This is a genomic window from Bacillus sp. SDLI1 (assembly GCF_001553895.1).
In the GTDB taxonomy this organism is placed as follows: Bacteria; Bacillota; Bacilli; order Bacillales; family Bacillaceae; genus Bacillus; species Bacillus siamensis.
The window spans coordinates 2,627,595-2,639,887 of sequence record NZ_CP013950.1 but is presented as its reverse complement, the minus strand read 5'-3'; the positions used below and the strand labels follow the sequence as shown (position 1 = coordinate 2,639,887).

General features: G+C 45.6%; 14 protein-coding genes. 1 reads left to right on the top strand and 13 read right to left on the bottom strand.

Annotation, left to right across the window (positions count from 1 at the left end; genetic code table 11):
- Positions 1 to 25 precede the first annotated feature (25 nt).
- The 11 genes from AUL54_RS12715 to AUL54_RS12670 form a co-directional block, all read right to left on the bottom strand.
- Complete coding sequence (locus AUL54_RS12715) at positions 26 to 505, bottom strand: hypothetical protein (RefSeq protein WP_060964066.1); 480 nt, start codon at positions 503 to 505, stop codon at positions 26 to 28.
- A gap of 122 nt (positions 506 to 627) precedes the next feature.
- Positions 628 to 1,758, bottom strand: coding sequence for a response regulator aspartate phosphatase (locus AUL54_RS12710; protein ID WP_060964065.1), 1,131 nt, complete (start codon positions 1,756 to 1,758; stop codon positions 628 to 630).
- 189 nt (positions 1,759 to 1,947) lie between these two features.
- A complete protein-coding gene (gene moaA, locus AUL54_RS12705) occupies positions 1,948 to 2,973 on the bottom strand; it encodes a GTP 3',8-cyclase MoaA (protein WP_047475857.1) in 1,026 nt (341 codons plus the stop codon).
- 17 nt (positions 2,974 to 2,990) lie between these two features.
- Positions 2,991 to 3,779 (bottom strand): formate dehydrogenase accessory sulfurtransferase FdhD, encoded by a 789-nt coding sequence (gene fdhD / locus AUL54_RS12700; protein ID WP_060964064.1) that lies wholly within the window; start codon positions 3,777 to 3,779, stop codon positions 2,991 to 2,993.
- A gap of 94 nt (positions 3,780 to 3,873) precedes the next feature.
- The gene (locus tag AUL54_RS21510; protein ID WP_007407587.1) at positions 3,874 to 4,038 is read right to left on the bottom strand and encodes a hypothetical protein; all 165 of its coding nucleotides are present in this window, start codon (positions 4,036 to 4,038) and stop codon (positions 3,874 to 3,876) included.
- Between the two features lie 85 nt (positions 4,039 to 4,123).
- Entirely contained in the window at positions 4,124 to 4,804 is a 681-nt protein-coding gene (locus AUL54_RS12695) for a VWA domain-containing protein (RefSeq protein ID WP_060964063.1), read from the bottom strand.
- Positions 4,805 to 5,113: 309 nt separating this feature from the next.
- Positions 5,114 to 5,800 (bottom strand): VWA domain-containing protein, encoded by a 687-nt coding sequence (locus tag AUL54_RS12690; RefSeq protein ID WP_060964062.1) that lies wholly within the window; start codon positions 5,798 to 5,800, stop codon positions 5,114 to 5,116.
- Between the two features lie 265 nt (positions 5,801 to 6,065).
- Positions 6,066 to 7,097 carry a stage II sporulation protein D gene (gene spoIID / locus AUL54_RS12685; protein ID WP_060964061.1) on the bottom strand — a complete coding sequence of 344 codons (1,032 nt, stop codon included), beginning with the start codon at positions 7,095 to 7,097 and terminating at the stop codon, positions 6,066 to 6,068.
- A 201-nt stretch (positions 7,098 to 7,298) separates the two neighbouring features.
- Positions 7,299 to 8,609 (bottom strand): UDP-N-acetylglucosamine 1-carboxyvinyltransferase, encoded by a 1,311-nt coding sequence (murA, locus tag AUL54_RS12680; RefSeq protein WP_016937650.1) that lies wholly within the window; start codon positions 8,607 to 8,609, stop codon positions 7,299 to 7,301.
- Positions 8,610 to 8,642: 33 nt separating this feature from the next.
- The gene (locus tag AUL54_RS12675) at positions 8,643 to 9,383 is read right to left on the bottom strand and encodes a YwmB family TATA-box binding protein (protein ID WP_060964060.1); all 741 of its coding nucleotides are present in this window, start codon (positions 9,381 to 9,383) and stop codon (positions 8,643 to 8,645) included.
- Between the two features lie 142 nt (positions 9,384 to 9,525).
- On the bottom strand, positions 9,526 to 9,756 hold the full coding sequence (locus tag AUL54_RS12670; RefSeq protein WP_007614366.1) for a DUF1146 family protein: 231 nt from the start codon (positions 9,754 to 9,756) through the stop codon (positions 9,526 to 9,528).
- A 172-nt stretch (positions 9,757 to 9,928) separates the two neighbouring features.
- On the opposite strand from AUL54_RS12670, the gene AUL54_RS12665 reads away from it, so the two are divergent.
- On the top strand, positions 9,929 to 10,399 hold the full coding sequence (locus tag AUL54_RS12665) for a hypothetical protein (RefSeq protein ID WP_060964059.1): 471 nt from the start codon (positions 9,929 to 9,931) through the stop codon (positions 10,397 to 10,399).
- 44 nt (positions 10,400 to 10,443) lie between these two features.
- Here the strand turns inward: AUL54_RS12665 and AUL54_RS12660 are convergent, their stop codons facing one another.
- Entirely contained in the window at positions 10,444 to 10,842 is a 399-nt protein-coding gene (locus tag AUL54_RS12660) for a F0F1 ATP synthase subunit epsilon (RefSeq protein ID WP_013353907.1), read from the bottom strand.
- Positions 10,843 to 10,865: 23 nt separating this feature from the next.
- Positions 10,866 to 12,287 carry a F0F1 ATP synthase subunit beta gene (atpD, locus tag AUL54_RS12655; protein ID WP_016937646.1) on the bottom strand — a complete coding sequence of 474 codons (1,422 nt, stop codon included), beginning with the start codon at positions 12,285 to 12,287 and terminating at the stop codon, positions 10,866 to 10,868.
- Between the last annotated feature and the right edge of the window lie 6 nt (positions 12,288 to 12,293).

Here is a 12,293-nt window from a genome sequence, read left to right as displayed (position 1 = left end):
AGCCCTATCGCAAACATGTAAACTCTCAATTATTGATTTCACAGCGCTCCCCGTAGCGGAGCACTTTGTAAACGGCCAATCCGTCTGACAGCTTATTATCCCCGTATTTGACCGGCAGTAGAGCAAAGAATACATAATACGTTGAAAAATAGACAAATTGGTAAAAAAATAAGTTTGGCTCGAGAACATCTTTTATGATCAGCAGATTTATTATAAAGATAGAAGCGAGATTAAACAGACAGCCTCCGGAATAGACGAGCGCGCTCGTCAGACGGTTATCTATCCGCAATTCGCCGAACTTGCAGAAAGAATCTATAAAGTAGATACGCCGCACCTGAATCGGCCCCACTTTTAAAAAACGTTTCCCCATACCGATATCCAATGACGCCTTGCCTCCGAACAGCATCGCCATAAAGCTGTGGCCTGACACATGGATGACAGACACCATCGGCAGAATGATGAGAAAGGATACGAAAAACTTTATCATATCATTAAATCCGAACAACAAATCCCTCCTTTCAATCGTCCGTTTTTCCCTCTTTTGCGATTTTTCCGATTTCTTCAATGATCAAACGTCATAATGTGCATAAAAAAAATAACCATCTGCCGATCAGATGGTTAGAAAATTTATATATCGTATAAACATTGTTCTTTTTGAATGTTTTCTCTCATGTGAATCACTTTTTCATAAAAATACGCCGCTTCTTTATATTGCTCATGGGCGCTTGTGTATATGGCAGCCTCCAAGGCGAAATCTTCAATATACACATACAGCGATTTTTCATTCATATAGTCAAACACTTCATGGATTAAGTCCATATTGAGGGATTCCAAGTAAAGCGCTTGTAAAAACTTATATTTCTCTAAACTGAATCGGTCGCCCCGTTCTTTCGCGATCGTGACCCCTTTTTCATAATAAGTAAGGGCCGCTTCGTCATCACGCAGCCTGAAAAGGGTGTGTGTTAAGCTGAACAGCGCCTTCGGAAGCTGTTCAAGCTGATGTTCTTCAAAGACGGGCACCGCTTTTCTAAAGTAACGGGCCGCTTCAGCCAGATCACGCTTTTCAGAATAACAATTCCCCAGATTGTAAAGCGAAGACCCGATCAGGCGGGGCTGCCCTTCAAGCAAAGAAAGGCGGAGCGCTTCGTCTAAATGCCCAAGCGCTTTGTCGTAGTTTTTGCAGTCGATATAGTTTCCTGAGATGACGAAATGGCACTGTATTCTCCGCACTCTGTAAAAATCGTGTTTCATATATGTATCCAGCGCCTGAATCCCGTGATTCATGGAGAAATGAGTCTGCTTCATGACGTAAAACACTTCAGACATCTTGAAATGGAATTCCGCCCTCTCTATATCATCCTCGACAAATGAAAGGAGTTTTTCCGCTTTCCGGTAAAAAGAAATAGCCGCAACATAGTTATTCTGATCGAATTCATACATTCCTCTGAACAAATGAAAATAATACTCGGACAGTCCCGATATGCTGTCCGTGCTTTCGATCGTCTTTTGCAGCTCGCTGTACTGAATTTGAGATTGTTCGGTGAAATCCGGCTTGACGTAATCAAGCATAATATGATGGCGGTAGCTGATCAGCTGGTAATATAACAGCAGCAGCTGGTCTTCCTCCATACGTTGTATATCCTCATCAATTTCCTCTTTCAGCTTTATGGCATCAGCCGCTTGAAACGCTAAAATGTGCTTGTACCATTTGTTGATCTTGACTCCAACTTGAGATGACGGAATCTCGTATGCGGTCATGCCCCTTTCACAACCTTTTCTAATTTCTATTGGTTATATTTTAACATATTGTATGGCTTTGGAATTGAATAACTTGATCGTCCTGCATCAAAATTCCTATCATATATTTCGGCAGACATCGGTTTTTTTTGAACAGGCCTGAGCTTCATTTGAATAAAAAAGCCTGCCCTTGTTCGGGCAAGCCTTTTTTCATCCGCCTATATACGACATTTCCACTTTCTTTTTCCCATCTGTTTTAGAAAGTGCGCGGTCAATTGAATACTGATCCGTGCGATTTCTCCAGACAGAGGCGATGGATTCCGTCAATTCGTCATCAGTCAGGCCGCCGCGCACAAGCTTCCGCACATCGAAGCCGCTTGAAGCGAACAGGCACGTAAAAAGCTCGCCCCTTGCCGACAGACGCGCTCTGTTGCAGGAGGCGCAGAATGCATCCGAGACGGAGGAAATCACGCCGATTTCGCCGGAACCGTCGAGATAGCGGAATCTGGAAGCGACCTCTCCTCTATAATTCGCTTCTATCGGCTCCGCCGGCATGTGCTGATTGATCAGATCAATGATTTCAGCCTTCGTGATGACGTCTTTTTTATTCCATTGATTTGTATTGCCGACATCCATAAATTCAATAAACCGAAGAATATGGCCCTTTTCTTTAAAATAGCGGGCCATCGGCAGGATGTCTTTTTCATTGACGCCCTTTTGAACAACCATATTGATTTTCACACCGAGTCCGGCCGCTTTTGCCGCTTCAATGCCCTCGAGCACCTTGTTCACCGAGACGCCGCGGCCGTTAATGGCCTTAAACCGCTCATCCTCTAAAGAATCAAGACTGACGGTCACGCGATGCAGCCCCGCCTGCTTCAGCTTTTCAGCATACACCGGAAGCAGAGAGCCGTTCGTCGTCATCGCAATATCGTTAAGCCCCGGGATGCGCGCAAGCTTTTTGATCAATTCAGGCATATCTTTTCTCATCAGCGGCTCCCCGCCCGTCAGCCTGATTTTTTCAACGCCGAAGCGGCCGACAAACAGTTTGGCAAGCCGTTCAAGCTCCTCAAATGAGAGCAGTTCCGTCTTTTGCAGAAATGGATAATCCGGTCCGAACAGTTCGGCTGGCATACAGTACGTGCATCTGAAATTGCAGCGGTCGGTTACAGAGATACGGAGATCCCTGAGCGGCCTTTCCCGTTTGTCTGACACGCGGCGCGTTTCTGTATTCATAAGCCCAAGACCCCTTTCTATTGTTCAACCCGTTCAGGATGTGTGTATATGTTAAACGATCCGTTTCTCACAAAGCCTATCGCCGTCATGTTCAGCTCTTCCGCCATTTGCAGCGCAAGCTCCGTCGGCGCCGATTTTGAAATGACAATCGACACGCCGATTTTTGCGGCTTTCAATAAAACCTCTGAGGAAATCCGGCCGCTGAAGACAATCAGCTTGTCACGGACCGGCATTCCGTTTTTCAGGCAGTTGCCGTACAGCTTATCCAGCGCATTGTGACGCCCGATGTCCGTCCTCATGAAGAGCATCTTTTCCGTATCGCACAGCGCCGCATTATGGACGCCGCCCGTTTCCTGAAATGTGCCGCTTTCGCTTTGCATCTCCTTCATGAGGCGAAGACACGTCTCAGGAGTTATAGTGATGCGGCTGACGGCCGTTTTGGCCGTTTTCACATCCTGCTGAAAGTAAAAATGGCGGCCTTTCCCGCAGCATGAACCGATCACTCTCTTCGTATAGTCTTTTTGCTCAAGCACTTCGGGATTCGTCAGCTCCACATATGCAAATCCGAGACTTTCATCTATCGTAAAACGTTTGATCTCTTTTTCAAAACGAATGACGCCTTCTGACGCGAGAAATCCGATAACGAGTTCCTCTAAGTGGTCGGGCGTGCAGACGAGCGTAACAAATTCCTGCCCGTTCACCATGACAGTCAATGGATACTCTGATACCATCCGATCTGCCGTTTTTGTTAATACCCCTTTTTCATAGCGGTATATTTCTCTTACCGCTGTTGTTTTTTCATCCACTGTTTTCCCCTCCGCAGTATCCTTCTCTTTTATTCTTCCATAATCCCTGTATTTTGTCGAATTTGCGGTTTAAAAAAAGAGCCCTCTTCGGACTCTATGTTTCGTTGCGATGATGTCTGCTCAAAATGGTGAATAAAATAACTGCGGCGATAATGGCCAATATACTGACGAATATGAAGGCGGCAAGCTTCAGAAAAATTCCCATCAGTACAAAAACGACTGCCGCCAGCACTAATATAATGCCTGCTCCTTTTAACAACAGCGCTCATCTCCTTTTAGTTGTATCATTCCCGCTGTTCCGTTTTCTAAACAAAAAAGACGCCGCGCGGGCGTCCTTTTTCAGCCTATTCTTTTGCTAAATCCTTTGCAGCGTCTTCCCAAGCCTGTTTGAACTCGTCCGCGCTGTCAGCTGAGACATACGTCCCGCCTCCTGCTTCCGCCGCTTTTTCAAGGCTTTCGCTTCCTTTCATGCCGAAGTTGAAGCCGATGATATTGACGATTGTGTTGACGTTCGCTTTACGGAGCTTTTGAATTTCAGCCTGAGGATTACCGCCGCATGTTTCTTCACCGTCTGTAATCAGGTATACGACGTTTTTCCCTTTAGCGCCGGCCCGCTCAAATTCTTCGCGCGTATCAGAAAGCGCTTTCGCTATCGGTGTCCAGCCTGTCGGTTTAATTTTGCTGAGTGATTGCTCAAACGGAGTCACGGCGTACGGCTGAAGTCCGTATAACGTTTCTGTCGCGTTACATGATACGGCTTTGCCGGAGTTTTTATTATTGCCCTTATGGCCGAATACCCGAAGCATCAGATTCGTGTCTTCAGGAAGAACTTTCGCAAAAGAGGTGACAGCATCTTTCGCAACATCTATTTTACGTTCTCCCCCCGTTTTTTGTATCATGCTTCCGCTTGCATCAAACAGCACAGCGACGTTGGTTTCCTCTTGCTTTTGCTCAGCCGCAAAAACAGGTGATCCGAGTGAGAGCGTCAAAAGTCCGACAATCCCCGCAGTAAACATTTTTTTCATTTCCTTCATTCCTCTCCATTTGTTTTTTTGCCGATGGGCCCCGGCTCTTCTCTATGCTAGTTTAGCTATTTGGAAAAAGATATAGGGCGTGATGCCTTTTGTGAGACGGCGATATATTACCAAAAATGAACAGAATTATGCGCATCATCCTAAAAAGATTGGCTAAATGATGACAGTTTTAATGCCTTTTTTGTCCTTTTTGTAATATAAGTCCGGGATCTGATTCTTTTTACAGTTTTCTCTTCATCTCTTCATGAAAATTTTGTTAAATCAAACATAAAAAAAGGGCCGATAAACGGCACCTTTTTCTTATTCCGCTAATGATCTCGCTTCCATTGTAAAGATACGGTTCATATCCTTTTGGCTGTGAGCTTCGTAATATTTTCCTCCGCCCGCTCCGGCAATCGCGTGCAGCTGGCCGTTGAAGCCTTCCTTAAAGTCAAAACCGATCACGTTGACTTTAATATGATGTTTGCGAAGTTCTTTCGCCGTCTTAATAGGATCTCCGCCGCATGTCTCCTCACCGTCCGTCAACAGGTACACGGATTTAAAGCCGAATTTATGAACACCGTTAAAAGAAGCCTTCGCATCTTCTAATGCTTTTGCAATCGGTGTCCAGCCTGTAGGCCCGATTCCGTTCAGAGAGTTGAGGAAGCTTTGTCTGTCAAACTTTTGTAATCCGTACACACCGCGAATGGCTTCACATGATTGAACTTTTCCGGAATTTTTATTATTGCCTTCCGAACCGAAAACCGTCATTCTGACCTGTGATGTAGACTTAATTTGATCCGCAAAACGGATGATTTCATCTTTTGCCATATTGTATTTAGATACGCCGTCTATCCGTTTCGCCATACTGCCGCTCGCATCAAGTAAAATGGCGGTATTGTTTCTGAATAAAAGAGTGTTCTCGTCTGCTTTCTCAGCAGCAAAAGCAGGAGATGCAGCAGTCAGCATCAATCCGAGCATAAGTATGAGTGAAAATGTTTTTTTCATTGCTTTTTCCCCTTTTCAATAGATTTACGTTCAACGCTGAACAATATTTATCGTAAATGAGATGAAAAGGGAAATAAATAGGACGGGCTTCCTCATTATTTTTGCGTACATTCACATAGAAGCGGCAATTTTATCAGTGATTTTCACCCGGTGCGCAGCCATCTATCCCCATTTGTCAGCCTTTAGCCTTTCGTTATATGAGTCCGTTGGTTGTTTTACCGTTTATGGAATAGTTTTCCGAAAAAGTAGACGCTGATGACAGCGTCTACTTTTTCGCCATATATTTGTTTAAAAAAGAAGCGGCCTCGGAAATGTTCACTCCCTGATAGTAATGCTTGACGATGTCCGTCACGGATTTTCCCTGCTCCGCCATGTAATTGGCTCCGTACTGGCTCATACCCACGCCATGGCCGAAACCCTTTGTCGTAATAGTGATGCTGCTCCCGTTTCGTTTCCATTCAAAGTCGGCAGAGCGGAGTCCGAGTTTTTCCCGGATGTCTCTGCCCTTCAGCTTCTTGCCGTTTATGACGGCCGTCGCCACTTGATGCCCCGGTGTTCTGGCCGTAATCTGCCCCACCGTGCTTTGTCCTGAAAGCTGCACGCCGAGCTTTTGCTGAAACTCAGACACACTGAAGGTCTGGGTGGCGAGATATTTAGGCGATTTCTTATCCCAGGGGCTTTTCACACTCTTTAAATAAGGAATGGCGCTTGTCCAATAGGCTTCCGCATTTTCCGTATAGCCGTTGCTTGTAGAGAAAAAAGATGCCTCAATCGGTTTGTTGTCATACGTTAAAATCTTTCCTTGGGTGCCGGCCACCGCGTTAGTGATTTTCTTAAGCTTTTGAGCGTACTCAGAACCCCATTCTTTTTTCAGCTGGCTCTTGCTTTGATAGACTTGGAACATCTGTGTGTCATCCACCAGCGATCCTTTAGGCGCCTGAACGGCTGAGTCAGCGACCATCAGTCTGACAATGAAAGTCCGGGCAGCGAGCGCCTGGGCTTTTAAGGCCTCCGGTTTAAAGTCTGCGGGCATTTCGGAAGCTACGACTCCGGTCACGTACTCTTCAAGCGGAATGTTCTCTACAGAATGTTTGGATGTCCGATAAACCGGAATGGATACAGGTGATTCTTTCAATGTTTCTGCTCCTTTTGTCTCTCGTATGGTGTGTGCTGTTTTGTGTCCGGGCTCTTTGTTCGCGGCCGCTCCTTTTTCTGCCTGAAACGGAAGAACGAGAATGGTGGGAACAAGAAGAATAAGTACACACAGCCCAGATAGTAGAAATACAATGGGTTTCATATATCAGCTGCCTCCTGCTTGGGATTCGACTCTACTTCATCTTATGGGCAGGGACAAGCTAATATGACTTCCTTTTGGACAGAATCTTTATTCGATTATTCACGCCAAAAACGTATTCTTTTTTGAAAATCAGAGCATAATAATGATGATAAACCCTATAAAAAAACAGTATGCCAGATTGACATACTGTTTTTATAACCTTTATGCGTTTAAGTCAGTAACGGCTTCTTTGCTTTCTTGTTCAGCGGCCGTTTCATCAACGACACGCTCGATGTCAGCGCCGAGAGCCGCAAGTTTTTTATGGAAATCCACATAACCGCGATCCAAGTGCTTCAGTTCCGTAACGCGTGTATGACCTTCAGCCACTAATCCCGCAAGAATCAGCGCCGCGCCCGCACGCAGGTCCGTAGCGGCAACTTCTGCGCCTTGCAGCTGTACAGGACCGTTAATGATCACAGAACGTCCTTCAATTTTAATGTCGCCATTCATCCGGCGGAATTCTTCAGCATGCATAAAACGGTTTTCAAACACAGTTTCAGTAATCATGCTTGTTCCGCTCGCACGGAGAAGCAGCGCCATCATTTGCGACTGCATGTCAGTCGGGAATCCGGGGTGAGGCATCGTTTTGATGTCGATCGGCTTCAGCTGGGCAGGACCGATGACACGAAGGCCTTCTCCTTCATCCGTAATTTTGACTCCCATTTCTTCCATCTTCGCAATTAAAGACGTAAGATGCTCAGGAACCGCACCTTTTACTAATACATTTCCTTCCGTGATAGCCGCAGCCACCATGAAAGTTCCCGCTTCAATACGGTCAGGAATGATGTTGTGTCTTACGCCGCGAAGCTTCTCGACACCTTCAATTTTAATGGTGCCTGTGCCGGCTCCGCGGATTTTTCCGCCCATCGCATTGATATAGTTCGCTAAGTCAACGATTTCAGGCTCTTTTGCCACGTTTTCAAGCGTTGTTGTTCCTTCAGCTAATGCAGCTGCCATAATCAAGTTTTCTGTCGCACCCACACTTGGGAAATCTAAATAGATTTTTGCGCCTTGCAGACGGCCTTCCACTTCCGCTTCAATAAAGCCGTTGCCTACTTTGATTTTTGCACCCATTGCTTCAAAGCCTTTTAAATGCTGGTCAATCGGTCTTGAGCCGATAGCGCAGCCGCCCGGAAGCGCTACTCTTGAATGACCCGTACGGGCTAACAGAGGGCCCATTACAAGCACTGACGCGCGCATTTTACGCACATATTCAAAAGGTGCTTCTGTTTCTAAAGCGTAAGAAGCGTTTACCGTAACTTCATTATTCTCAAAATGCACATCTGCTCCTAAATGACGCAACACTTCATTAATTGTATATACATCGGAGAGCGTAGGTACATCACATATTACGCTTTTTTCTTCACTTGCTAATAAAGATGCAGCGATAACAGGTAAAACGGCATTTTTTGCTCCTTCAACTTTCACTGTGCCGTTTAACTTCTGACCGCCGCGGACGATGATTTTTTCCAAGGTATTCCCCTCCGCGTCCCTATATTCTCTATATTAATATTCAGTTGTCACGATTGGTGTGCCAACCGTAACGGTATGTTTTTCGCCCATTCCCGCACTTCTAAGCGCAATTTGCACATTCATCTTATGTTTAGATGTCATGATGTAATCTGTCCACTTATATGTAAATGCAGAAACAGAAACGAAATGAGGCTCAACTACATGTTCAACTGGACTTGCTTCAAATTCTTTCATGAGTTGTTCTGCTTTTTTTTGCAAAACAATACTCATATTATCATTTAAATGACCCTTAAGACAAGTAAAAATAAATACTTTATTTTGAAATATGTCATGTGCCTGCCGTTCAAACTGTTCATATGTATCATTCCAGTTTTCCGGTTGCTCCGGGCTCATTTGCTCATATAATAAATACGAAGTTGGGTTCTGGTTTTTGAGGGTAGTGACGAGCTGCAGTTTAAAAGTTGTATGATTTTTTTTGTCAGAATACGTGCCGACAGCCTTTACAATTTTATCTTCTTGAGCGGTTTCCCACTGATATTGAGGATTCTGCGTCTTCAGTTCTTTCACCTTGTCATCAAATTCACTCAGTGACAGGTTCAGATTTTCTTTCGCATGAAGCGTCCACTCATCTACAGTGACATGCTGCCGCTCCATTCCTTCGGCAATCTGGGCAAGCGGAGACAGCTCACTTGCATGAATGGAATGAAATACCACAATTAAGGCGCTTAAAAAAACAAAAAACAAGATGATACGGCCTGCTCTTTTTTTCTTCATATCGGTCTCTCCCCCTTACTCCCATTTTTGCCGGAGCCGGGGAAAGCGATACATGGAAAACTTCGTCAAAACTCGCCAAACGGGTGAAGAAAAAATTGGTTTCTCCCCCAGCGATTCCCTTCATTTCAACTGACGAAACACCTTAAAACAAGTATGGAAGCTGCTTCGAATACGTAAGATAATCTAAAAAGAAGTCAGCGACTGCCGTTCCGATCGCAATGGTAAGAAGAATAATCAGCAGCCTTGCCTGCACTATTTTTCCTTTTCGGATCAGCGGATCAAAGTTGACGGCCTGTAGGGCCCACCAAGTCACCGCAATGCATACCAGATGAACCAGAATGCTGATTGCGGCCTGCTGCCCCAATACATTCACACATTCCATCTCCTTTCATTTTTTCCGTCCCTCATATCCTCTCTTATTATATAAGAAGAAAAGAGAAAGATGATCATTTTCACAGCAGAATTTTTATCCAAAATTAGGGGCAATCCCCGCTTAAATGTCCGTTCTCCTGCATGGTATACTTTTTTGGAAAGGAGATGGGAATATGAATCATTCCTTTTTTCATCCGGAAAAGCAGTATGGAGAATCACTGCCCGTATTTGACCACGAGTGGGAAGCGATAGCATTCTACTATGATTATAGACAGTCTCAAACAGAGGAACTGAAAGAATTATGTCAGTTTTTCAACATTTCTCTTGATTATTCACACGGAAGCCTGACGAAATTGGAAGCTCTTTACTTCCGCAGCATAAAAGAGCTGCTATTGGCGGACTGGAATCTGCCGATTGACGAATTTGAGAAAATGCTCAGTGTGTATGTCATAGATTGCGCCATCAGACACCATGACGATGCCGAATGGATCGTTAAACCTTATCCGTATACGGACGGCGCCTATACGACGGGCGTGCGAAGAGGAAACAAAACGTGGCACACCGACAACTGCTGTGAACATTTATATCTGCAAAAAGAAGAGGATCATCCGCTTATCGGCGTCTATGAATCTCTTATGCGTTAATATAGAAAAAGAATCCTTCTCAGACAGCCGAGAAGGATTCTTTTTTAGTTTCCTGCAACATCCAATCTGTTTACAGCCCGCTGTAACGCAAGCTCAGCCCGACGAATGTCAGTATCATCTGATCGTTTGTTCAAACGGTCTTCCGCCCGCTTTTTCGCAGCAAGGGCGCGCTCTTTATCAATGCTGTCCGCAGTTTCAGCGGCTTGTGCAAGGATAGTGACCTGATCAGGACGGACTTCCAAAAATCCGCCGCTGACAGCCGCCAAGTCGGTCTGTCCGTCTTTTTTAAGACGGACAGCGCCGATTTTAAGCGGAGCCACGGTCGGAATATGGCCCGGCAAGATACCGAGATCACCGCTCTCGGCTCTTACGCTTACCATTTCAATATCAGCATCATATACTGGGCCGTCGGGAGTAACGATATTGACTTTAACGGTCTTCATGCTTTTACCCTCCTAGGACCAGATTAAACTTCTACACCCATCTCTTTTGCATTCTCAATAACTTCTTCAATGCGTCCTACAAGACGGAATGCATCTTCCGGAAGATGGTCATATTTACCGGAAAGGATTTCTTTAAAGCCTTTAACTGTTTCTTTAACAGGCACGTAAGAACCCTTTTGTCCCGTAAACTGCTCAGCTACGTGGAAGTTTTGAGAAAGGAAGAACTGGATACGGCGTGCGCGGTGAACGACAAGCTTGTCTTCTTCACCCAATTCATCCATACCGAGAATTGCGATAATATCCTGCAGTTCTTTGTAACGCTGAAGCGTTGACTGAACTTCACGCGCCACCGCATAATGCTCTTCTCCGACAATTTCCGGAGCAAGCGCGCGGGAAGTGGAAGCCAGCGGATCAACCGCAGGGTAGATACCCATTTCAGTTAATTTACGCTCAAGGTTAGTCGTTGCATCCAAGTGAGCGAACGTCGTCGCCGGAGCCGGGTCAGTGTAATCATCGGCAGGCACGTAGATCGCCTGGATAGATGTAACTGAACCAACGTTTGTAGACGTAATACGCTCTTGAAGCTGACCCATTTCTGTCGCAAGCGTCGGCTGATAACCAACCGCAGAAGGCATACGGCCGAGAAGCGCGGAAACCTCTGAACCCGCTTGTGTGAAACGGAAAATGTTATCGATAAAGAACAGTACGTCCTGTCCTTGTTTATCACGGAAATGCTCAGCCATTGTAAGACCAGTCAGTGCTACACGCATACGTGCGCCCGGCGGCTCGTTCATTTGTCCGAAGACCATGGCTGTTTTCTTGATAACGCCTGAATCGCTCATTTCGTAGAAAAGGTCGTTCCCTTCACGAGTACGCTCTCCTACACCGGCGAATACGGAAATACCGCCGTGCTCTTGCGCGATGTTGTTGATTAATTCCTGGATTAATACGGTTTTACCTACACCGGCACCACCGAACAATCCGATTTTACCGCCCTTGATGTAAGGAGCGAGCAGGTCAACGACCTTAATTCCCGTTTCAAGAATTTCAACCTCAGTTGAAAGCTGATCGAATGAAGGAGCTGATCTGTGGATCGGGTCCTTTTGAGCATCCGCAGGCAGCGGTTCATTTAAATCAATTTTATCTCCCAGTACGTTAAATACGCGTCCGAGAGTCACATCACCGACAGGAACGGAAATCGGAGCACCTGTATCAACTGCTTCCATTCCGCGCTGAATTCCGTCCGTAGATGCCATGGCAATTGTACGGACTGTATCATCGCCTAAATGAAGAGCAACCTCTAGCGTTAGGTCGATGCCTACTTCATTTTCGCCTGTAGCTGGCTGTGAAACTTTAATCGCATTATAAATCGCAGGCAAGTGGCCGTCCTCGAAACGTACGTCGACAACCGGTCCAAGCACCTGACTTACGCGTCCTTTCTTCATCGCTAT